This window comes from Amycolatopsis stemonae, assembly GCF_054781455.1.
The window spans coordinates 112,722-133,262 of the sequence record NZ_BAAGUJ010000015.1 but is presented as its reverse complement, the minus strand read 5'-3'; the positions used below and the strand labels follow the sequence as shown (position 1 = coordinate 133,262).

General features: G+C 72.2%; 26 protein-coding genes. 16 read left to right on the top strand and 10 right to left on the bottom strand.

Annotated elements, in window-relative coordinates; translation table 11 throughout:
* The gene (locus tag ACYVLJ_RS38520) at nucleotides 1-753 is read right to left on the bottom strand and encodes an acyltransferase (protein WP_360468506.1); all 753 of its coding nucleotides are present in this window, start codon (nucleotides 751-753) and stop codon (nucleotides 1-3) included.
* Between the two features lie 52 nt (nucleotides 754-805).
* Between ACYVLJ_RS38520 and ACYVLJ_RS38515 the strand changes: the two genes are divergently transcribed.
* The 5 genes from ACYVLJ_RS38515 to ACYVLJ_RS38495 all read left to right on the top strand — a co-directional run bounded on the left by ACYVLJ_RS38515 (nucleotide 806) and on the right by ACYVLJ_RS38495 (nucleotide 5,248).
* Nucleotides 806-1,768, top strand: a complete 963-nt coding sequence (locus ACYVLJ_RS38515) for a nucleoside hydrolase (protein ID WP_451979381.1) — start codon at nucleotides 806-808, stop codon at nucleotides 1,766-1,768.
* Complete coding sequence (locus ACYVLJ_RS38510; RefSeq protein ID WP_460442356.1) at nucleotides 1,765-2,904, top strand: C40 family peptidase; 1,140 nt, start codon at nucleotides 1,765-1,767, stop codon at nucleotides 2,902-2,904. Before ACYVLJ_RS38515 ends, ACYVLJ_RS38510 begins: the two co-directional genes overlap by 4 nt.
* A gap of 96 nt (nucleotides 2,905-3,000) precedes the next feature.
* Complete coding sequence (locus ACYVLJ_RS38505; RefSeq protein ID WP_451979378.1) at nucleotides 3,001-3,408, top strand: YciI family protein; 408 nt, start codon at nucleotides 3,001-3,003, stop codon at nucleotides 3,406-3,408.
* Nucleotides 3,409-3,494: 86 nt separating this feature from the next.
* On the top strand, nucleotides 3,495-3,992 hold the full coding sequence (locus ACYVLJ_RS38500; RefSeq protein ID WP_460442355.1) for a pyridoxamine 5'-phosphate oxidase family protein: 498 nt from the start codon (nucleotides 3,495-3,497) through the stop codon (nucleotides 3,990-3,992).
* Between the two features lie 110 nt (nucleotides 3,993-4,102).
* Nucleotides 4,103-5,248 carry an RNA polymerase sigma factor gene (locus ACYVLJ_RS38495; protein ID WP_460442354.1) on the top strand — a complete coding sequence of 382 codons (1,146 nt, stop codon included), beginning with the start codon at nucleotides 4,103-4,105 and terminating at the stop codon, nucleotides 5,246-5,248.
* A gap of 171 nt (nucleotides 5,249-5,419) precedes the next feature.
* Here the strand turns inward: ACYVLJ_RS38495 and ACYVLJ_RS38490 are convergent, their stop codons facing one another.
* Nucleotides 5,420-6,241, bottom strand: coding sequence for an MBL fold metallo-hydrolase (locus ACYVLJ_RS38490; protein WP_460442353.1), 822 nt, complete (start codon nucleotides 6,239-6,241; stop codon nucleotides 5,420-5,422).
* Nucleotides 6,238-7,074, bottom strand: coding sequence for an alpha/beta fold hydrolase (locus ACYVLJ_RS38485; RefSeq protein WP_460442352.1), 837 nt, complete (start codon nucleotides 7,072-7,074; stop codon nucleotides 6,238-6,240). Before ACYVLJ_RS38485 ends, ACYVLJ_RS38490 begins: the two co-directional genes overlap by 4 nt.
* Nucleotides 7,075-7,172: 98 nt before the next feature.
* Here ACYVLJ_RS38485 and ACYVLJ_RS38480 point away from each other — a divergent pair, with 98 nt between their 5' ends.
* Complete coding sequence (locus tag ACYVLJ_RS38480; RefSeq protein ID WP_460442351.1) at nucleotides 7,173-7,574, top strand: winged helix-turn-helix transcriptional regulator; 402 nt, start codon at nucleotides 7,173-7,175, stop codon at nucleotides 7,572-7,574.
* A 10-nt stretch (nucleotides 7,575-7,584) separates the two neighbouring features.
* Here the strand turns inward: ACYVLJ_RS38480 and ACYVLJ_RS38475 are convergent, their stop codons facing one another.
* Nucleotides 7,585-7,953 carry a VOC family protein gene (locus ACYVLJ_RS38475; protein ID WP_460442350.1) on the bottom strand — a complete coding sequence of 123 codons (369 nt, stop codon included), beginning with the start codon at nucleotides 7,951-7,953 and terminating at the stop codon, nucleotides 7,585-7,587.
* A 60-nt stretch (nucleotides 7,954-8,013) separates the two neighbouring features.
* Here ACYVLJ_RS38475 and ACYVLJ_RS38470 point away from each other — a divergent pair, with 60 nt between their 5' ends.
* Entirely contained in the window at nucleotides 8,014-8,646 is a 633-nt protein-coding gene (locus tag ACYVLJ_RS38470) for a winged helix-turn-helix transcriptional regulator (RefSeq protein ID WP_451979358.1), read from the top strand.
* Here ACYVLJ_RS38470 and ACYVLJ_RS38465 read toward each other — a convergent pair.
* Nucleotides 8,636-9,787 (bottom strand): MFS transporter, encoded by a 1,152-nt coding sequence (locus tag ACYVLJ_RS38465; RefSeq protein WP_460442349.1) that lies wholly within the window; start codon nucleotides 9,785-9,787, stop codon nucleotides 8,636-8,638. The two genes, ACYVLJ_RS38470 and ACYVLJ_RS38465, sit on opposite strands and share 11 nt — an antisense overlap.
* Nucleotides 9,788-9,810: 23 nt before the next feature.
* Between ACYVLJ_RS38465 and ACYVLJ_RS38460 the strand changes: the two genes are divergently transcribed.
* The 5 genes from ACYVLJ_RS38460 to ACYVLJ_RS38440 all read left to right on the top strand — a co-directional run bounded on the left by ACYVLJ_RS38460 (nucleotide 9,811) and on the right by ACYVLJ_RS38440 (nucleotide 13,563).
* The gene (locus ACYVLJ_RS38460) at nucleotides 9,811-10,206 is read left to right on the top strand and encodes an MmcQ/YjbR family DNA-binding protein (RefSeq protein ID WP_460442348.1); all 396 of its coding nucleotides are present in this window, start codon (nucleotides 9,811-9,813) and stop codon (nucleotides 10,204-10,206) included.
* A 65-nt stretch (nucleotides 10,207-10,271) separates the two neighbouring features.
* Nucleotides 10,272-10,667, top strand: coding sequence for a YciI family protein (locus ACYVLJ_RS38455; RefSeq protein WP_460442347.1), 396 nt, complete (start codon nucleotides 10,272-10,274; stop codon nucleotides 10,665-10,667).
* A complete protein-coding gene (locus ACYVLJ_RS38450) occupies nucleotides 10,667-11,896 on the top strand; it encodes an RNA polymerase sigma factor (RefSeq protein ID WP_460442346.1) in 1,230 nt (409 codons plus the stop codon). Before ACYVLJ_RS38455 ends, ACYVLJ_RS38450 begins: the two co-directional genes overlap by 1 nt.
* Before the next feature lie 36 nt (nucleotides 11,897-11,932).
* Nucleotides 11,933-12,703, top strand: coding sequence for a maleylpyruvate isomerase family mycothiol-dependent enzyme (locus tag ACYVLJ_RS38445; RefSeq protein WP_460442345.1), 771 nt, complete (start codon nucleotides 11,933-11,935; stop codon nucleotides 12,701-12,703).
* A 59-nt stretch (nucleotides 12,704-12,762) separates the two neighbouring features.
* Nucleotides 12,763-13,563, top strand: coding sequence for a hypothetical protein (locus tag ACYVLJ_RS38440; protein ID WP_460442344.1), 801 nt, complete (start codon nucleotides 12,763-12,765; stop codon nucleotides 13,561-13,563).
* 2 nt (nucleotides 13,564-13,565) lie between these two features.
* Here the strand turns inward: ACYVLJ_RS38440 and ACYVLJ_RS38435 are convergent, their stop codons facing one another.
* Nucleotides 13,566-13,892 carry an antibiotic biosynthesis monooxygenase family protein gene (locus tag ACYVLJ_RS38435; protein ID WP_451979338.1) on the bottom strand — a complete coding sequence of 109 codons (327 nt, stop codon included), beginning with the start codon at nucleotides 13,890-13,892 and terminating at the stop codon, nucleotides 13,566-13,568.
* A 53-nt stretch (nucleotides 13,893-13,945) separates the two neighbouring features.
* Between ACYVLJ_RS38435 and ACYVLJ_RS38430 the strand changes: the two genes are divergently transcribed.
* Genes ACYVLJ_RS38430 through ACYVLJ_RS38420 form a run of 3 tightly spaced genes read left to right on the top strand, consistent with a single transcriptional unit; the run spans nucleotide 13,946 to nucleotide 16,424 of the window.
* Complete coding sequence (locus ACYVLJ_RS38430; protein ID WP_451979335.1) at nucleotides 13,946-14,374, top strand: MarR family winged helix-turn-helix transcriptional regulator; 429 nt, start codon at nucleotides 13,946-13,948, stop codon at nucleotides 14,372-14,374.
* A 41-nt stretch (nucleotides 14,375-14,415) separates the two neighbouring features.
* On the top strand, nucleotides 14,416-14,988 hold the full coding sequence (locus ACYVLJ_RS38425; RefSeq protein WP_460442343.1) for a PadR family transcriptional regulator: 573 nt from the start codon (nucleotides 14,416-14,418) through the stop codon (nucleotides 14,986-14,988).
* Between the two features lie 11 nt (nucleotides 14,989-14,999).
* Nucleotides 15,000-16,424, top strand: a complete 1,425-nt coding sequence (locus ACYVLJ_RS38420) for an FAD-dependent monooxygenase family protein (RefSeq protein ID WP_460442342.1) — start codon at nucleotides 15,000-15,002, stop codon at nucleotides 16,422-16,424.
* Nucleotides 16,425-16,498: 74 nt separating this feature from the next.
* On the opposite strand, the gene ACYVLJ_RS38415 is transcribed toward ACYVLJ_RS38420, so the two are convergent.
* Nucleotides 16,499-17,029, bottom strand: a complete 531-nt coding sequence (locus tag ACYVLJ_RS38415; protein WP_460442341.1) for a GNAT family N-acetyltransferase — start codon at nucleotides 17,027-17,029, stop codon at nucleotides 16,499-16,501.
* Nucleotides 17,030-17,039: 10 nt separating this feature from the next.
* Nucleotides 17,040-17,981 (bottom strand): SDR family NAD(P)-dependent oxidoreductase, encoded by a 942-nt coding sequence (locus ACYVLJ_RS38410; RefSeq protein ID WP_460442340.1) that lies wholly within the window; start codon nucleotides 17,979-17,981, stop codon nucleotides 17,040-17,042.
* Between the two features lie 329 nt (nucleotides 17,982-18,310).
* Here ACYVLJ_RS38410 and ACYVLJ_RS38405 point away from each other — a divergent pair, with 329 nt between their 5' ends.
* A complete protein-coding gene (locus tag ACYVLJ_RS38405; protein WP_460442339.1) occupies nucleotides 18,311-19,276 on the top strand; it encodes a chitinase in 966 nt (321 codons plus the stop codon).
* 1 nt (nucleotide 19,277) lies between these two features.
* Here the strand turns inward: ACYVLJ_RS38405 and ACYVLJ_RS38400 are convergent, their stop codons facing one another.
* The gene (locus tag ACYVLJ_RS38400; RefSeq protein ID WP_451979821.1) at nucleotides 19,278-20,108 is read right to left on the bottom strand and encodes a LysR family transcriptional regulator; all 831 of its coding nucleotides are present in this window, start codon (nucleotides 20,106-20,108) and stop codon (nucleotides 19,278-19,280) included.
* Between the two features lie 16 nt (nucleotides 20,109-20,124).
* Nucleotides 20,125-20,505: a DUF427 domain-containing protein gene (locus ACYVLJ_RS38395; protein ID WP_460442338.1), complete on the bottom strand. Its 381-nt coding sequence runs from the start codon at nucleotides 20,503-20,505 to the stop codon at nucleotides 20,125-20,127.
* Nucleotides 20,506-20,541 lie beyond the last annotated feature (36 nt).

The following is a 20,541-nucleotide window of genomic DNA, read 5'->3' as shown; positions in this document are numbered from 1 at the left end:
CTACTGCTCGAGGGTCTTCTGCAGCGCCTTGTTCGCCTTCCGCGCCATGTCGGCGACGGCCTCGCGACGCGCCGCGTCAGCCGCGTAGTCCTCTTCGCGGTTGCGCACCACGCGGGCCGGCGCGCCGACCGCGATCGAGTAGTCCGGGATGTCACCACGGACGACCGCGTGCGCGCCCAGCACCGAGCCGCGGCCGATGCGCGTGCCCTTCAGGACGCTGACCTTCGTGCCCAGCCAGGTGTCCGGCCCGATGCGGACCGGGGACTTCACGATGCCCTGGTCCTTGATCGGGACATGGATGTCCGCGATGACGTGGTCGAAGTCACAGATGTACACCCAGTCGGCGACCAGCGTGGCCGCGCCGAGCTCGATGTCGAGGTAGCAGTTGATCACGTTCTGGCGGCCGAACACGGACTTGTCGCCGATCCGCAGCGAACCCTCGTGGCAGCGGATCGCGTTGCCGTCGCCGATGTGGACCCAGCGGCCGATCTCCAGCCGTCCGTAGCCGGGGCGGCAGTGGATCTCGACGTCCTTGCCGAGGAAGAGCATCCCGCGCAGGATGATGTGCGGGTTGGCGAGCCGGAACTTGAGCAGCCGGTAGTACCGGACCAGGTACCAGGGCGTGTACGCGCGGTTGCGCAGCACCCAGCGCAGCGAGTCGGCGGTCAGGAACTTCGCCTGCCGCGGGTCGCGCCGGGCGCGGCGCCAGGCCCGCACCCGCGACAGCGCGGGCGCACCCCACATCGACGTCATGCCCGTGACCGTAACCTGTGTGCGGGACGGGTTCACAGGCAAGGGGAGCTGGATGGGCACGAAGCTGATCATCGACACCGACCCGGGCGTCGACGACGCGCTGGCGATCGCGCTGGCGGCGCTGTCCCCGGACGTCGACCTGCTCGGCGTCACGGCGGTGTTCGGCAACGTCCCCCTCGACCGGACCACGTCCAACGCGCGTCGGCTGCTGGAGCTCTTCGGTCGCACCGACGTGCCCGTCGCGGCCGGCGCGAGCCGCCCGCTCGTCTACTCGAAGCCGCGTGACGCGAAGGAGGTCCACGGCGGCGACGGCCTGTCGGGCCACTCCTACACCCTGCCCGAGGCGAGCCGGCCCCAGGACGAACGCGACGCCGTCCGCCTGATGCTGGACCTCCTCGAATCGTCGGATGATCCGGTGACCATCGCGCCGATCGGGCCGCTGACCAACATCGCCGCGCTGCTGGCGGCACACCCGGGCGCGGCGGAGAAGATCGCGCGGCTGGTGATCATGGGTGGCGGCGTGACGTTCGGCAACAGCACCACCGCCGCCGAGTTCAACATCTGGAGCGATCCCGAGGCGGCGCGCCGCGTGCTGGTCGAGGAGGACGTCCCGGTCGTGCTGGTGCCCCTCGATCTCACGCACCGCTGCGCTGTCGACGCCGACTGGCTGGCGAAGCTCGCCGCGTCGGGGCCGATCGGCTCGACCCTCGAAGGTCTCACTTCCACCTACCGGCAGCACTACACGCGCGTGTTCGGCGAGGACCGGATGGTCATGCACGACGCGGTCGCGGTCGCGGAGGCGATCTCGCCGGGGATCCTGCACACCGAGACCTACCGCGTCGACGTCGACTGCGGGCTCGGCCCGGCGCGCGGGCAGACGCTGGTCGACCGGCGACGGCTCGGCGAAGACGATCCGCAGTTCTCGCCCGGCCGCCCGATCGAGGTCGCCATGGACACCGACCTCGACGGCCTGCGCGGCTTCGTCCTCGACCGCCTGACCGGAGCCGCGCGGTGAGCGAAGAGCCCGACGTCACGCCGGAGGGGACGCCCGAACCGCGCCGCCGGAGAACCACCGTCGTGGTGGCCGCGGTGGTCGTGGTCGCCGCTGCACTCGTGGTCGGTGTCCAGCTTGCGCCCAAGCACGAAGAGACGACGAACGCCGCCGCGACGGTCACCCAGGCGACGTCCGCGCCACCGAAGACGACCCCGCAGACCTCGACGCCGCCGAAGGTGCCGGCGGCGAGCGAATTCGACGCCTGGGCGTCCAAGACCAGCCAGTGGCTCGACGTCCCGCTGCGCGCGATGGTCGGCTACGCGAAGGCGACGACGAAGCTGAGCAAGGACCTCCCGGGCTGCCACCTGTCGTGGGTGACGCTGGCCGCGGTCGGAAAAGTGACCACGGACCACGGGCGGGCGCGGGGCGGGCAGTTCGGCACCACGGGCGTCCTGGACAAGCCGCTGGGCACGATCGAGGTGCGCGACTTCTACGACAAGGTCGTCTCGACGGCCAACGCCGCCGGGCCGATGCAGCTGGCCCCGGCGATCTGGGCGAAGTACCAGGCGAGCGCGTCGGGTGCCGGGAAGCCCGATATCCAGAACATCGACGACGCCGCACTGACCACGGGCCGCGCGCTGTGCGACGGCGGCACCGACCTCTCGCAGGGCCAGCCGTGGTGGGACGCGGTCGCGAAGCTGCAGCCGGCGCCGCTGTTCCTGCACCGGACGCTGGCCACGGTGAACGTCTACGGCACGGTCGGCCAGGGCACGGCGGCGCCGAACCCGGCGGTGCTGAGCGCGGTCGACTTCGCCATCGACAAGATCGGACTGCCCTACATCTGGGGCGGCAACGGCACCGGCGGCAACGACCCGGGCTTCGACTGTTCCGGCCTGACGACCGCGGCGTACGCGAGCGCCGGGATCAAGCTGATGCGCACCGCCGACACGCAGTTCCGCAGCGTGCAACACGTGACTGATCCCCAGCTCGGCGACCTCATCTTCTACGGTGAGCCCGCGACGAAGATCCACCACGTCGGGCTCTACATCGGCAACCAGCAGATGATCGACGCACCGCAGACCGGCCAGGCGGTCCAGGTCCACTCGTACCGCAAGGACGGCGACGACTACGCGGGCGCGGGTCGTCCGACCGCCTGAAATTTCCCGGCCGGCGATGTCGAGAACGCGTGATCGGCTGCGTCCCCGGCACGAACGCGGCCAGGATGGGCCGCAGCCGTACGGAGGAGAGCAACGATGGCCAAGTACCTGCTGCTGAAGCACTACCGCGGCGCGCCGGCGTCGGTGAACGACACGCCCATGAGCGAGTGGACGCCCGAGGAGATCTCCGCGCACGTCAAGTACATGGAGGACTTCGGGAAGCGGTTGGAGGAGACCGGCGAGTTCGTCGAGCACCAGGCGCTCGCCCCCGGCGGGACGTTCGTGCGTTTCGACGGCGAGGGACGCCCGCCGGTCACCGACGGCCCGTTCGCCGAGACCAAGGACCTCATCGCCGGCTGGACGGTGATCGATGTCGACAGCTACGAGCGGGCCCTGGAGCTGGCCGCGGAGCTTTCGGCCGCTCCCGGCGCGGGCGGGAAGCCGATCCACGAGTGGCTCGAACTGCGGCCGTTCTTCGGCTCGGCGCCCACGATCACCGAGTGACCCAGGTCACGTTCCGGCCGTGTCGAGAAGGCGCTCCCGGCCTCGTCCCCGGCTCGAAGCACCGCCGATCCGACGAGGAGACCACCATGGAGCAGCGCACGCTCGACGAGATCCTGAACCGCCCGTACAGCCGGGAACTGCTGGCCCGGGACCTGACCCGGCTGGCCTACACCGCGCTCGACGGCACACCCCGCTCGATCCCGATCGGGTTCACCTGGAACGGCACGCAGATCGTCATGTGCACCGCCAAGAACGCGGCCAAGCTGCCCGCGCTGCGCCGCAACCCCGCGGTCGCCCTGACGATCGACACCGAGGTCCACCCGCCGAAGATCCTGCTCCTCCGCGGGCGGGCCGAGCTGGACGTCGTCGACGGCATCCCGGACGAGTACCTGCAGTTCAACGGCACCTACGAGATGACGCCCGAGCAGCGGGTGGAGTGGGAGGCCGGCGTGCGGTCGCTCTACGACGGCATGGTCCGGATCGTGGTCACCCCGACCTGGGCCAAGCTGATCGACTTCGAGACGACCCTGCCCACCGCGGTCGAGGAGCTGATCCAGCGCCGCGAAGAGCGTCAGCACGCTTGAGAAGGGGACACACGATGGGTGCACTGCTCGGCCTGGCGGACGACGGCCACGGCTGCCTCGAGCGGCTGCGTCCGCTCGTCGTCGAGCTCGCCGAAACGGTCGGGTGAGGCGTGGACGAGACGCTGCTGCGGAGTCTCACGCCGGACGTCCTCGGGATCCTCGTCCGGCGCGGGGCCGACTTCGCGTCGGCCGAGGACGCCGTGCAGGACGCGCTCGTCGAGGCGCTGCGCGTCTGGCCGGCCGACCCGCCGCGTGACCCGAAGGGCTGGCTGGTCACGGTCGCCTGGCGCAAGTTCCTCGACGTGACGCGCTCCGACGGCGCCCGGCGACGGCGTGAGGACCTCGTCGACGTCGAGCCGGCGCCCGGTCCCGCGTCCACAGTGGACGACACGCTCCAGCTCTACTTCCTGTGCGCGCACCCGTCGCTTTCGCCGTCGTCGGCGGTCGCGCTCACCCTGCGCGCCGTCGGCGGGCTGACCACGCGGCAGATCGCGCAGGCCTACCTGGTCCCCGAAACGACCATGGGCCAGCGCATCAGCCGGGCCAAGCGCACCGTCGCGCAGGTGCGCTTCGACCAGCCCGGCGACGTCGCCACCGTGCTGCGCGTGCTGTACCTGGTCTTCAACGAGGGCTACTCCGGCGACCTCGACCTCTCCGCCGAGGCCATCCGCCTCACCCGGCAGCTTTCGGCGGCGATCGACCACCCCGAGGTCGCGGGCCTGCTCGCCCTGATGCTGCTGCACCACGCCCGGCAGGCGAGCCGGACCGCGCCCGACGGAAGTCTGGTACCGCTCGCCGAGCAGGACCGGAGCCGGTGGGACACCGCGGCGATCGCCGAGGGCGTCGAGATCCTGCAGGCGGCGTTGGCTCGCGACCGGCTGGGCGAGTTCCAGGCCCAGGCCGCCATCGCGGCCCTGCACGCCGACGCTCCGACCGCCGGGGAGACCGACTGGGTGCAGATCGTCGAGTGGTACGACGAGCTGGCGAAGCTGACCGACAGCCCCGTCGTCCGGCTCAACCGTGCGGTGGCGCTCGGCGAGGCCGACGGCCCACGTGCTGGGCTTGCCGCCCTCGCGGAACTGGACGACACGCTGCCCCGGCACACCGCGGCGGCGGCGTATTTGCACGAGCGCGACGGCGACCTGGCGACGGCGGCCCGCTTGTACGCGGAGGCGGCGGGGAAGGCGGCCAATGTCGCCGAGCGCGACCACCTGACCCGGCAGGCCGCGCGGCTCAACGCGCAGCGGAATGGCTGACGGCGGCCATCGATCAGGGGTCTCGCGGCGGCCAACCGTCCCGGCTGAGCGCGTACCGGATTCACTGACGGCTGCCATCGGTCCGTGGTCTCGCGGCGGCAACCGTCTGCGACTCAGCGCGTGCAGGTGCAACGCCGCCGTTGATCGGCACGGCCCGCGGTCCGGGGAGCGTCAGCCGAGGTGGTCGTTCGCCCCGCTGGCCCAGGCGATGTAGCGCTCCGCCGAGCGGCGGACCGCGCCCTTGGCGTCACCGATCACCTTGCCGCCCAGCAGGCCGTAGAGGCGGTCGAACTCGTACGGCTCGAGGCGGTCCACGATGCGCTGCACGAGGGCCGGCGACAGCGGGATCTGGTTGGGGTAGCTGCGCATGAACGTCACCCAGCCGGTCGCGGCCACCGGCACCAGCGTGTCCCCCACCAGCAGGACGCCGCCGGTGTCGTTCGCGACGTGGGCCACCGCCGCGCCGGGGAAGTGGCCACCCGCCTCGACGAGCGTCACCCCGGGCAGGACCTCCTCGGTGCCCATCCACTCGCGGATCACCGGGTCCTCGCGGCGTACCCACCGGCGGTCGGCCGTGTGGACCAGCACGGGGACGCGGCCGAGCCGGTGGCTCCAGCTGACCTGCGAGCCGTACATGTGCGGGTGGCTCGCCACGATCACCGCCGCGCCGCCGAGTTCGTCGATCCGGGATGCCAGCTTTGCGTCCAGGTGGTTCGGCGGGTCCCACAGCAGGTTGCCCGCGGACGTCAGGACCAGGTGCGTCCGCTGGCCGATGCCGAACGAGGGTTCCCGGTGGAACCGGTGCAGGACCGGCTCCAGCTCCTCGTGCACCACTTCGTGGGCGTCGGCCGACAACTTCTCCAGCGTCGTCCACACTTGGCCCGAGGCGGGCACCCACTGGCGTTCGTCCGCGCAGATGACACAGACGCCGGCCGGGGGCCGGTCGGTGTCGGGGTGCTCGACCCCGCAGGTGCCACAGATCCAGATCGTCATGGCGCCAGTTTCGAAGCTCCAGCACGGTCGAGGTCAAGGAACGGCTGCAGCAGCGCCACCAGCACGTCCGGCCGGTCGAGCGGGATGATGTGGCCGCAGTCGTCGACGACGTGGGCCACGAGGTCGTCGGCGAAGGGCCGCAGCTGGCGGGCCAAGGTGTCGCCCACCGGGTGGGCGCCGATCGCCATCGTGGGGACCTCGAGGCGGCCGGTCGCGACGGCGTCTTCGATCTGGCGGGCACTGTCGGGCATGGCGCGGTAGTAGGCGAACGCGGCGCGCAGGGCGTCGCGTCCGGTGTACGCGGCGACGAAGTGGTCGCGGATCTCGCGCGGCACCCCGCGGCCCCGCGTGCCGGCGTCGAGGAACCAGTCGATGTAGACGTCTTCGTGGCCGACCAGAACGGTTTCGGCGAGGTCCGGAACGGCGTGGAAGCCGAACCACCACGGCGGGCCGAAGCCTTCGGCGCCCGGGAGGCGGCCCAGCAGCGACTCCATGACGACGAGCCGCCGGACCCGCTCGGGACGTCGCATGGCCAGCAGGAACGCGGGCGGCGTGCCCGCGTCGATACCGACCACGGCCGCTGTCGGTTCGCCCAGCGCGTCGAGGAGTGCCTCGGCGTCTGCGGCGAGCGTGCCCGCGTCGTAGCCGTCGGCCGGCCGCGACGTCGAGCGGAGCCCGCGCAGGTCCGGCGCGATGACCCGGTGGTGGGCGGCCAGGTGCGGGACGACCTCGTCCCAGAGCCGGCGGGTGTGGGGGAAGCCGTGCAGCAACAGGACCGCGGGCCCCTCCCCGGTGACCGTGACGCCGACTTCGATGCCGTTCACCCGCAGCATGTCTCTCCCTGGGTGGTTACCATTGGTTACCAGAAAACCGTAGGTAACTCCCAGGCCGTGGCCAAGACGGCACTTTCCCGACAGGTGGTGAGCCCCAGGTGACCTCCTCCCCGCGCGGCGACCTCTTCGACCCGGCGTGCCCGACGCGCCGGCTGCTCGACCGGATCGGCACGAAGTGGACGTCGATGGTGGTCAAGGTGCTGGCCGAGGCCGACCCGCGGGAGGTGCGGTTCGCCGAGCTGCAACGGCGGATGCCGGGCGTCTCGCAGAAGATGCTGTCGGTGACGCTGCGCTCGATGACCCGCGACGGCCTGGTCGCGCGCCGCGTCGAGCCGACGGTGCCGCCGAAGGTGCACTACCGGCTCACCGACCTCGGGCTGTCGCTGGAAGTTCCGCTGGCGGCGCTGCGGAACTGGGCCGAGGAGAACATGGCGGCCATCGACCGGGCCATTGCCGAAGATCGACCATCCCTCACGACCGAGGCAGGTCAGGTGCCCTGAACGGACGGACTCAGGCGGGCCCGGCGAGGCCGATCAGGTTGCCCTCCGGGTCGGTGAAGTGGGCGATCACCAAGTCCCGTCCGGGCGCGCGGGACGGGCCCATCCGGCGGGTGCCGCCGAGGCGTTCCGCCTCCGCCAGCGCCGCCGTGACGTCCGGGACGCCCACGTAGAACACTGTCCGGCTCTCGTACTTCGCGCCGCCGCCGACGCCGCCCGGGATGGTCTCCGATTCGACGAAGCCGTAGTTGCCCGCTTCCGAGACCTGGTCCGAGACCGGCCCCGACGTGTCGTATTCCCAGCCGAACAGCTCGCCGTAGTACTCGCGCAGCCGCGCCGGGCCGGTGCCGATGATTTCGAAGTGCACGACCGGATTGCCCATGGCGGCCACCGTACGCCGCGCTGGTTGTTAAAAACAACTGCTGAGTTGTAAAGTTGCTCCATGCCGACGAGCCGGAGCTATGGGGACGCCTGCGCCACCGCCCGGGCGCTGGACGTCGTCGGGGAGCGCTGGGCGCTGCTCGTGGTGCGCGAGCTGCTGTTCGGGCCGCAGCGGTTTTCCGACGTCCGGCGCGCGCTGCCGGGCGCCAGCACGAATTTGGTCACCGATCGACTACGCGAGCTCGAGGGCCACGGCGTCGTGGCCCGCCGGAAGCTGCCGCCGCCCGCGGGCTCGACGGTCTACGAGCTGACCGAGTGGGGGCGTGAGCTGGAGCCGGTCGTGCTCGCGCTCGGCGCGTGGGGCGCCCGCGTGCCACTCCCCCGGGACGCGACGCTCGGCACGACGTCGATGTTGCTCTTCCTGCGCGGCTCGGCCCGGCCGCGCGGCACCGCGTGCTACCGGCTCGAACTGGACAGCCGCGTGTGGACCGTCCGCACCGAGCCGGGCCGGCTGACCGTCGAGCCGGGTGCGCCCGCCGCGCCGGATGCCACCGTCCGGACCGACCCGCCGACGTTGAACGCGCTGCTCGAAACGCCGTCGGACCTCGATGTCGCGATCGGGGCCGAACTGATGACCGTCGAGGGCGACCTGGCGGCCGTCCGGCGGCTGCTCCGGGAGCGGGTCAGCGCGTGAGCGATGGCTCCCGCACCCGCAGCGACGGCGCGAGGAACAGGATCCCGAACGTCACCACGACCGCCGACGACAGTGCCCAGTGCAGGCCGATCCGTGTGGCGAGTGCGCCGACCAGGACCGGCTCCACCAGGAAGCCCAGGTAGCCGCACGCCGCGACGGCCGCGACCGCCTTGCCCGGCGCGTCCGCCTGCTTCCGGCTCGCCACGCTCCACGCGATCGGCACGATCCCGGCCACGCCGAGCCCGACCACCGCGAACCCGGCGATGCCCGCCACCGGCCATGGCGCGAAAAGGACCACGGCGAAACCCAGCACGGCGACCGTGGTCGCCACGCGGACGAACCGGACCGCGCCGGTGCGCGCGACGATGCGGTCGGCGACCAGGCGGACCGCGATCATCGTCCCCGAGAACGCGAAGTAGCCCAGGGAGGCGAGTGCGGTCGTCGCGCCGGTGACGTCCGCGAGGTACACCGCGCTCCAGCTGTTGACCGCGCCCTCGGCGACGAACCCGCAGAACGCGATCACGCCCAGCGGCACCAGCGCGCGGCTCGGCCACGCGAACGCCGTCTCGCCCTGGCCGCGGTCGGCTCCCGACAAGAAGAGCGCCCGGCCCCAGAGCGCGAACGCGAGCAGCACCGCGCCCGCGACCGGGAAGTGCACCGACACCGGGATGTGCAGGGCCTCCATCAGCGCGTCGACGCCGGAGCCGGCGAGGCCGCCGATGTTCCAGAACGCGTGGAAGCCGGCGAAGATCGGGCGTCCGTAGCCCTCCTCGACGCGGGCCGCGTGCGCGTTCATCGCGACGTCGAGGAGGCTGTTGCCCACTCCGAGCACCACGAGTGCGGCCACGAAGACCGGCGCGGACCAGGCGAACGCGACCAGCGGCAGGCCACCGCACAGCACGACCGCGCCGAGCACGACCGCCGCGCGGCTGCCGATCCGGGTGAGCAGCGCTCCCGCGCCCAGCAGCGCCACCACCGACCCGGCCGCGAGCCCGAAGAGCCCGGTCGCCAGCTCGCCCGTGGTCAGCCCCAGTTGGTCCTGCACCGCCGGCACGCGCGCCAGCCAGGTCGCGAATGCCGCGCCGCACACGGCGAAGACGACGGATACCCCCAGGCGCGCGCGTTTCAGTTCCCCAGTCACAGTTCGCGATTATCCTGATCGCCGTGGCCAGCTGGGACGACGTCGGCCGGATCGCGCGCGGCCTGCCCGAGGTGGGCGAGGACAGCTCGCGCGGGTACCTGGCCTGGCAGGTCGGCAAGAAGGGCTTCGCCTGGGAACGCCCGCTGCGCAAAGGCGACCGGGAAGCGCTCGGCGCGCGGGCGCCGGCCGGGCCGGTGCTCTGCACGTACGTTCCCGATGTCGGTGTCAAGGACGCGCTGGTCGCCGACGACCCGGCCGTCTTCTTCACGACGCCGCACTTCCGCGGCTTCCCCGCGATCCTCGTCGAGCTCGACCGGATCGACGGCGGGACGCTCGAAGAAGTGCTGGTCGAAGCCTGGTTGTGCCGGGCGCCGAAGCGGCTGGCGAAAACGTGGCTCGAAAACCGGCAACGGATGTAGAGAACGCGGGCGGGTCTCCGTCCTCACCCGTGAACGCGCCGCCGGGGCGCGGGAAGGAGCCGACCATGGCGAAGTACATGCTGCTGATGAGCTACAGCGGGGGCACCGCGTGCGACCTCCCGATGAACGAATGGCCGCCGGAGGACATCCGGGCCCACATCGAATTCCAGCGGGCGCTCGACGCCGAGCTGCGTGACAAGGGCGAGCTCGTCGACGCGCAGGGTCTGGCCGGGCCCGACCTGGCGAAGACGGTCGTGTCCGACGGCCGGACCAGCCCCGTGGTCACCGATGGGCCATACCCGGAGGGCAAGGAGCTGCTGGCCGGCTACTGGGTCGTCGACGTCGACGGTGAGGAGCGCGCGCTGGAGATCGCGGCGCAGGCGTCGGCCGCGCCCGGGCCGGGCGGGGTGCCCATCCGGCAGCCGATCGAGGTGCGCCAGGTGATGAGCGCGCCCGCCTGATGCCCGGCGAACCCGTCGAGGACCTGCTGCGCACGCTCGCGCCGCAGGTCCTCGGCGTCGTCGCGCGGCGCTTCCGCGACTTCGACGCCGCGGAGGACGCCGTGCAGGAGGCGCTGCTCGCGGCCGCCCGGCATTGGCCGTCCGACGGGTTGCCGGACAACCCGCGAGGGTGGTTGCTGCAGGCCGCCGTCAACCGGCTGACCGACCAGCGACGCAGTGACCAGGCGCGGCGCCGCCGGGAAGACGCGGCGGCGCTCGAACCCCCGCCGGCGGATGTCCCGGATCGTGACGACACCCTCGTGCTGCTGTTCCTCTGCTGCCACCCGGCGCTGACCCCGGCGTCGGCGATCGCGCTGACGCTGCGCGCGGTCGGCGGCCTGACCACGGCCGAGATCGCCGGGGCGTTCCTGGTCCCGGAAGCGACCATGGCCCAGCGGATCAGCCGAGCGAAGGCGCGGATCAAGGCGTCGGACGTGCCGTTCCGGCTGCCCGCCGACGACGAGCGCGAAGCGCGGTTGCGATCGGTGCTGCACGTGCTCTACCTGGTGTTCAACGAGGGCTACACGAGCAGCGCGGGTCGCCGGCTGCACCGCACCGAGCTGTCCGGCGAGGCGATCCGGCTGGCCCGGCTGCTGCACGGGATGCTGCCGGCCGACGGCGAGGTCACCGGGCTGCTGGCCCTGATGCTGCTCACCGACGCGCGGCGCCCGGCGCGCACCGGGCCGTCGGGCGAGCTGGTGCCGCTGGCCGAGCAGGACCGGACGAAGTGGGACCGCGCGCAGATCCGGGAGGGTGTCGCGCTGGTGACCGAGGCGCTCGCCCTCGGCGACGCGGGCGAGTACCGGCTGCAGGCGGCGATCGCCGCCGCGCACGATGTCGCGCCGCGCGTCGAAGACACCGACTGGGACCGGATCCTGCGGACCTACCGGCTGCTCGAGCGGCTTTCGGACAACCCGGTCGTGACGCTCAACCGCGCGATCGCGACGGCGATGGTGCACGGGCCCGCCGCCGGGCTCGCCCTGCTGGCGCCCCTCGAGCTGGCCGGGCACCGGCTCGACGCCGTCCGCGCGCATCTGCTGGAGCTGGCCGGGGAGGGCGCCGCGGCCGTCCGCCACTACGACGCGGCCGCCGCGCGGACCACGAACACGCCGGAACAGCGCTACCTCCTGACCCGGGCCGCGCGGCTGCGGGAGGTCCTCGGAGGTGACCTTCGGGGCAGCCGATCATGACCGCCCGGTCGTCGCGATCCGGTCTACCGTGGCGAGGTGAAGTCGTTGAGCCACGACCGGCTGGCCGAGGCCCTCGTGACCGAGGCGGAGCTCTTCGGCGCGGCGATCGCGAGCGCCCCGCCGGACGTGCGCGTCCCGACGTGTCCCGAGTGGACGCTGCGCGACCTGGCCTGCCACGTCGGGCTGGCCTACCACAAGTCCGCCGTGATCATCGCGAGCCGGCCGGCCGGGTACGTGCCGTTCGACGCGGTCACCGTCGACGACCCGCCCGCCTTCACGGCTCTCGGCGGCTGGCTCGTCGACGGCGCGGAGCGGCTCGTCGCGGCGGTGGCCGAGGTCGGCCCGGAGACGCCGACGTCGACCTGGACACCCGACCGCCGCGCCGGGTTCTGGACGCGGCGGCTGGTGCACGAAACCGTCGTCCACCGCGTGGACGCCGCCTTCGCCACCGGCGCTTCGTACGACGTCGACGCCGACCTGGCCGCCGACGGGATCTCCGAGGGCCTCGACCTCGTGGCCGTTTTTTCGCGAATCGAGCACCCGGCGCTGGACCGGACGTCGCTGCGAGGCGACGGCGAGACGTTGTCGTTCCGGGCGACCGACCTGGCGCGCGGGTGGCTGGCCCGGCGGACGCCGTCGCATGTCGAAGTGAGGGACGAGCGCGCCGGCGCCGATGTCGTCGTCGACGGCCGTGCCGCCGACCTCCTCCTCGCGCTGACCGGCCGGATCGCCGTCGACGACCCTCGGTTGTCGATTTCCGGCAACGCCGGCCTGTTCCGGCATTGGCGAGAGAACACACGGTTCTGACCCGCTCTTACGGCTAGACTTCGGCGTCTGATCCGCACCTGCGGACCCGAGGAGGCCGGATGCTGCTCCGCGTACTCGCCCTGTCCGCCGCGCTGGTGGCGGCCACCGCCGCCCCGGCGGACGCGTCGGCCCGGACCGTGACCATCGACGGCGCCGTTGCCACCCCGGCGTCGTACACCGCTTCGCAGCTGCGGGCGCTGGGTGAGAGCGTGGACCTGACCACGCTCGTCGCCGCCGCGGCGCCGGTGCTGCCGCCCGGGAAGAACACCGCCCTGCGTGTGACGTTGACCGTGACCGGGGCGGCGCACCGGGCGGTCACCTTCGCGCTCGGCGAACTGGATTCGTCGTTCGGCGACCACTCCGCCGTGCTGACCACCCGCCACGGCATCGACCTCGTCGTGCCCGGCGACCGGGACCGCAGCCGCAGCGTCCGCGACGTCCGGGAGGTGCGCGTCGCCGTCTCGGTCGCGACGGCCGCCGAGCGCGCGGTGCGGATCACGACCGCGCACCGGACCGTCACGCTGCCGCCGGCGCTGCTCGCGCACCTGCCCTCCCGCACGGTGACCGCGTCGTTCGGCTCGGGCACCGGCCAGCAGACCCACACCGAGACCGGGCCGTCGCTGGCACTGGTGCTGCGGATCGCCGGCGTGGTCGCCCGGGCGGACACGGCCGTGGTCGCGGTCGGCTCAGACGGCTACGGCGCCGCCGTCACGCTCGCCGAGGAACGCACCGGCGGCCGTCCGCTCCTGCTGTCCACCGTGGAGGACGGCGTGGCGCTGGACCTGCCGCGGCTCGTCCCGCTGGGCGACGTCAAGGGCGGCCGGTACGTCTCCGCGGTGACTGCGCTCGACGTGCGCTGATCTCAGATGTGGTGCACCGACTCGACGGTGTAGAGGTGCGGCTCGGCCGTCGCCAGGTCGCGGGCGGCCGCCATGTGCTCCTGGCACGTCGGGTTCCCGAGCATCGCGCGCATCGCCTCCTCGCTCTCCCACTGCGCGTAGTTGACGACGCGCGTGCCCTCGACGCCGGCGTGGATGTTCGCCGCGACGAAGCCCGGCTGGTGCCGCATGACCTCCTCGGTCGCCGCGGCCAGGACGTCGACCAGTTCGCGCTGCCGCGCGGGGTCGACGGTGAAGACGTTGATCAGGGTCGTCAGCTTCGCGTCGGCGTCGATCGTCGTGGTCGCCATGGTTCCTCCTATGTCAGGTTCCTTACATGCTCAGTATGTGTAAGGTTCCTGTCATGAGTCAAGCCCCCACCGGCAATCGGCCCGGCTACCTGCTCAAACGGGCCCAGCAGGCGCTGCACCAGGCGTGCACGGATCGCCTGCGCCCCCTGGAGCTGTCGATGTCGCAGTACGCCGTGCTGCGTGCACTCGACGACCACCCCGGCGCGTCGTCGAGCGACCTCGCGCGGATCACGTTCGTCACCCGGCAGTCACTGCGGGACGTCCTGGGCGGATTGCGGTCGGCCGGCCTGGTCGCCGTCGCCGAGCAGGCGAGCACCGGCCGGGCGCGACCGGTGACGTTGACCGCGCCAGGCCACGCGAAGCTGCGCGCCGCCGAGGACGTGGTGACAGCGGTGGAGCAGGAGATGCTCGGTCACCTGTCGGCCGATCAACGACGTTTCCTCGCCGACCTCCTGCACGCCTGCATCGAGAACCTCGCTTGACGAAGCCCGTATAGTCGGTTCCGACTAATAGGGAGCGACTAGTGCCTCGCAAGATCCGCAACACCCTCGCGCTGGCCCTGCTGGGCCTGCTGCTGGAACGCCCGATGCACCCGTACGAAATGGCGTCCACGCTGCGCGAGCGCTACAAGGAGAGCAGCTTCAAGATCAACCCGGGCTCGCTCTACGACACCGTGGAGTCGCTGGCGAAGCACCGCTGGATCGAGCCCGTCGAAACGCTCCGGGAGGGCAACCGGCCGGAGCGGACCGTCTACGCGCACACCGAGCTCGGATGTCAGGAGTTCATCGCCTGGCTCGACGAGCTGGTCCGCGAGCCGGTCGCGGAGTACCCGAAGTTCGTCGCCGCGGTGAGCTACCTGGGCGCGCTCGGCCCCGAACGCGCCGCCGACGCGCTGGAGGAACGCGCGCGCCACCTCGCCGACCGCATCGACGGCGCGAACACCGCGCTCGAGGAGACCGTCGGCAAGGGCGCGCCGCGGCTGTTCATGATCGAGGTCGAGTTCGTCCGGCACGCGTGGCAGGCGGAGCTCGAGTGGGCCCGCGCCACCGCCGCTGAAATCCGCTCCGGCTCCCTGCCCTGGCCCGACCACTTCTGAGGGGAAGAACCGTGTCCGATGTCCTCGTCGCCGGTGCCGGCCCGGCCGGCCTCCTGCTCGCCGCGGAACTCGCGCTGGCCGGCGTTCGCACCACGATCGTCGAACGCCACCCCGAGCGTCCGCCGTTCTGCCGCGGGTTCAACCTGAACTCGCGCTCGCTGGACCTGCTGGCGCGCCGCGGGCTGGCCGAGGGCCTGGTCGCCGAAGGCCACCGGGTGCCGCACGCGCCGGTCACCGGCCTGCCGGGGCCGCTGCTGCTCGCGGACGCGGCGACCGACCACCCGTTCTCGCTGGGCATCCCGCAAACCCGGGTCGAAGAGGTGCTGGAGGCGCGGGCGCTCGACCTCGGCGTCGAAATCCTGCGCGGCCACGAACTGCGGTCGTTCGCCCAGGACGCGGACGGCGTGACCGTCACCGTCCACAATGGCCGGACACTCCGGGCGCGCTACCTCGTGGGCTGCGACGGCGGGCGCAGCACCGTCCGGAAGCAGGCCGGGATCGGCTTCCCGGGCGTCGACGCGCAGTGGTTCGCGCTGCTCGGCGACGTCGAATGCGAGCTGCCGCACGGGGTTTCGGCCGGGCCGGACGGCCGGACGGTGTTCGTGATCCCGCGGCCCGGGTACGTCCGGATCATCGTCCGGGAGGACGACTCTCCAGCCGACAAGTACGAGCCGGTCACGCTCGAGCGGCTCCAGGCGCAGGTCGACGCCGTGCTGGGCCGGCACGTCGAGCTGCGGGAACCCCGCTGGCTCACGCGCTTCGGCGACGCGGCGCGCTTGGCCTCGCGCTACCGCGAAGGCCGGGTGCTGCTGGCGGGCGACGCGGCGCACATCCACCCGCCGGCCGGGGCGATCGGCGTCAACGTCGCGCTCGACGACGCGTTCAACCTCGGCTGGAAGCTCGCGGCGACGGTCCACGGGACGGCGCCGGAGGGCCTGCTGGACACCTACCACGCCGAACGGCACGCGGCGGGGGCCCGGATCCTGGCCAACACCCGGGCCCAGGTGGCGCTGGAGGAATGCGCTTCGGAGCCGTGGGCCGACTTGATGCGCCGGGTCGCCGCGCACCCGGCCGGGAACCGCGCGCTGGCGGAGATCATCACCGGGCTGGACGCGAGCTACGACTCGGGCGAGCACCCCTGGCTGGGCCGTCTCGCGCCAGACGTTCCGCTGCTCGTCGACGGCCGCGAGACGCACCTGGCCGCGTTGCTGCATCGGGGTCATCCGGTGTTGCTGGATCTCACCGGGTCTTTCGGCGCGTGGCCGGGTCTCGACGTGGTGGCGGCCGAGTCACCGTCCACTTCGGACATCGAGGCGGTGTTGCTGCGCCCGGACGGGCACGTGGCCTGGGTCGGCACGCCCGGCGCTGGCGCGGACGGGCTCGCGGAAGCGGTGCACCGCTGGATCGGCGACGTCCCGGTGCCGACGCCGGCCTGATCCGGGCGCCACGGGCGTATCCAGGAAGGCTCGGGGGCCGCGCATGCCGGAACGGTTTCGGCTGGGATCCGAGATCACGATGACCGGGACGCGACCGGACGGTCCAGCACCGCCCGCTGCTCGACCCGCCCGTCCAGCGTGAACTGGCTGTGCGGGGCGAATCCCAGCTTCGCCACCACCCGCGCGGAGGCCTTGTTCGCCGGCTCGTACACGGCCAGCAGCCGCTCGGCGAAGCCGGAGTCGAAGACGTGGTCGCGCACCGCCGTCGTCGCCTCGGTCGCGTAGCCGCGGCCCCAGCCCGAGGGGGCGATCCACCAGCCCATCTCCACCGCCGGCCGGCCCAGCCCGGACTCCGTCGCACTGCGGCGGACCAGCGACACCACGCCGTCGAACGACCCCGGCGCCGCGGAGACCGCGAACCAGCCGAAGCCGTGGGACGCCCAGTGGTCGAGCGTCGCGCGGTGCTTGGCCAGCGTGTACTCGCGGGACCACGGCTCGCCGGTGCCGACGTAGCGGACCGTCTCCGGCAGCTGGGCCAGGGCGAACAAGCCGTCGAAGAACTCTTCGGACCACGCGTGCAGCGTGAGCCGTTCGGTGGTGATCACCGGCCACAGTTTAGGCGTGCGCGGTCTTTCCGCCATCGATCACCAGCTGAGCGCCGGTCATGTAGGGGAAATCGCCCGACGCGAGGGCCAGTGCGAAGACCGCGATCTCGTCCGGGGTGGCCATCCGCTTCAGCCCGGGCACGTTCGTCTTCGCCCAGTTCGCCGCCATCGCGTCCCACACCGCGTCCGGCAGGCCCATCGCGCCGCCCGCCCGGCGCACCAGCTCGGTGTTCGTCGTGCCGGGGACCAGCGCGTTGACGCGGATGCCCTGTTCGGCGTAGTCGAGCGCCGCGGTCTGGACCAGGCCGACCAGGCCGCGCTTCGACGCCGTGTAGGCGCCACGCCCGGCGTCGGTGGCCAGGGCGTTGGACGACGCCGTGACCACGACCGTCCCGCCGCCCGCCGCCAGCAGGTGCGGGACCTCGTACTTCAGCGCGAGGAAGTTCCCGCGCAGGTTGGTCCCGACGACGTCGTCCCACTCGGCCGCCGTGTACTCGTGCACCGGCTTCTCGATGGTGATGCCCGCGTTGTTGAAGCAGACGTGCAGCCCGCCGTACCTGTCCGCGACGGTGTCGACAAATCGCTTCACGTCGTCCTCGGACCGAACATCAGCGCGCACGTACGCCGCTTCGCCGCCCGCGTCGCGGATCTGCCGTTCGACCTCGGCGCCGAGGTTCTCGCGGCGCCCGCAGAACCCGACCTTCCCGCCTTCGGCCGCGAACCGGACCGCGGCGGCGCGGCCGATGCCCGACGTCGCGCCGGTGACCAGCACGACCTTGCCGTCGAACCGCCGCGCGGCCGACGGCCCGATCTGCGGCGTCTTCGCCCCGCCCTGCACGAACGCGACCCCGCCGGCGACCCCGGCGACCGCACCCACCCCCGCGGCGATCCCACCGGTGGCCAGGAGCCGGCGGCGGCTGTAGCGGCGGGGTTCTTCGCTGTTCTCGCTCATGTCCCCAGCGTGGCCGGGGTGGGCGGTGCGGCCATCCGTCAAACCGACTGGCGTTGGTGCGGCGGGGGTGGGTGGCCGCCGATGACGGAAGGTCGGCCGTGGCGGGTTGCGCCGGGGGTGGACGGCGCCCGATGGCGGGCATGGAGCACTTCCGGCGGCGGGCGGGGCCAGTCGCGGAGCCACGGCCCTGAGTGGAAGCGCCGAACGAGAGCCCCGGGTTCCCGCTGACCGGGGTACCCCGATCGGCCTATGGTCCGGACCACATTAATGGTCTATACCAATCATGACCGGAATTCCCCGCCGCGCGCGTCTTGTCGTGGAGGTTTCCCATGCGTCTTCGTTCCCTGCTGGCCGGACTGGCCGGTTTGGCGCTCGTCAGCACCGGCTTCGCCGCTCCGGCCGAAGCCGCGGCCGGGTCGCCGATTCCCGTCGGGCCCTACGTCGACATGGGGGCGTGGCCGACGCCCAGCCTGTCGGCGATGTCCGCCGCCAGTGGCGTGAAGGGCTTCACGCTCGCCTTCGTCAACTCCTACGGCTGCAAGGCCAGCTGGTTCGGCGCCTACGACCCGAGGACCGCCTGGCAGAAGGACGAGATCACCAAGATCCGCAACGCCGGCGGTGACGTCAAGATCTCCTTCGGTGGTGCGTCGGGCATCGAGCTGGCCCAGGCGTGCAGCACGTCCGCGCAGGTCGCGGCCGAGTACGACGCCGTCGTCAAGGCCTACGGCCTGAAGTACGCCGACTTCGACATCGAAGGCGCGGCCGTCGCGGATCCGACGTCGATCGCCCGCCGCTCTCAAGCGCTGAAGACGCTCCAGACCAACAACCCCGGCCTCAAGATCTCGCTGACCCTGCCGGTGCTGCCGGACGGCCTGACCGCCGACGGGCTCAACGTCGTCAAGGCCGCGAAGAACGCCGGGGTGAACCTCGACCTGGTCAACATCATGGCGATGGACTACTACCAGGGCGCGGGCGACCAGGGCGCGAAAGCGATTTCCGCGGCCAAGGCCACGCAGGCGCAGCTGAAGTCGCTGTACGGGCTCAGCGACGCGGCGGCGTGGAAGAAGGTCGGCGTCACCCCGATGATCGGCGTCAACGACTCGCAAAATGAGATCTTCTACCAGAAGGACGCGAAGGCGCTGGTGGCGTTCGCCAAGACGGTCCACCTGGGCATGCTGTCGTTCTGGGAGCAGGGCCGCGACGCCAACGCGTGCACCGGCGCGCTCTACAAGTGCACCAACGTGCCGCAGTCGCCGTACGAGTTCGCGAAGATCTTCGCGGGCTACACGGGCTGAGTCACCACCGGGCGGCGTCCGCGAGCAGTGCGTCCCGCACCGCCGCGGGCCCCGCCCGGCACGGCTCGGCCCGCGTGACCACGAAGAGCGTGTTGATTGGCGGTTCCTCCGGGTCGAGCAGGGCCCGCAGCTTCCCCGACGCCAGTTCGGCGGCGCACAGGTACCGCGGGAGCACGCTCACGCCGAACCCGGCGAGCACGGCCGCCAGGACACCGCGCAGGTCCGGGATCACCACCGCGGGACCGGACGGCGGTCGCACGCCCAGCACCGATCGCCAGTAGCGGCGGATGATCGGCAGGTCCTCCGCGTACGCGACCAGGGGCGCCGTCCGCGGGTCGCCGTCGAAATCGCGGCGGCCGACCAGGACGAACTCCTCGTCCGTCAGCGGGGTCGCCGTCAGACCACGGCCGCGGGGGCGGATCGTCGACACCACCAGGTCGAAGCGGCGCTGCGCCAGGCCCGCCAGCAGGTCGTCGGCCAGACCGAACGTCACCCTCAAGTGCAAGCCCGCCGCGACCAGGCCGGTCAACGCGGGCAGGACCCGGGCCGTCGTCAGCTCGGCCGGGCCGGCCAGGTGCACCGGTGCCGCGAACGGATCGGCCGGGCCCAGGACGACGTCCGAAAGCGCGTCGACGTGCGGGGCGATGCGGCCGGCCAGCTCGTCCGCCACCGGGGTCGGGGTGACGCCGCGGGCCCGGCGCACGAACAGCTGCCGCCCGAGCTGGTCTTCGAGTGCCCTGACCTGGGCGGTCACCGTCGGCTGGGACAAGCCCAGCGACGGTGCCGCACCGGTCAGCGATCCTGCCCGGTAGACGGCCAGGAACGTCCTCAGGAGGTCGAGGTCCAGGTCAGTCCTCGACCAGCTCGATCGAGTCCACGACGTTCGGGTAGAACGCGACGTGGTCCTTGATCGGCGCGACCGCGTCGTACGGCTTCTCGTACGTCCAGACCGCGTTCTCGCCCTTCACTTCGCCCGCGCTCAGCGAGTAGTAGCTCGCCTCGCCCTTGTACGGGCAGTACGTCTCGTGGTCGGTTCGCTCCAGCACGCCCGCGTCGACGTCCGCCAGCGGGATGTACTGGACCGCCGGGTACGTGGATTCCTGCAGCGTGAACGCGTTGCGGCTGTCCGCGATGACGCGCCCGCCCGCCTTGACCACCACGCGCGCCTTGGTCGGCTCGACGGTGATCGGGTGGTCCGGGCCCGGGACCAGCACCTTCTTCTCCGGCATGTCAGCTCCTCGAGAAAGTTCGCTTAAGAGCAGCAG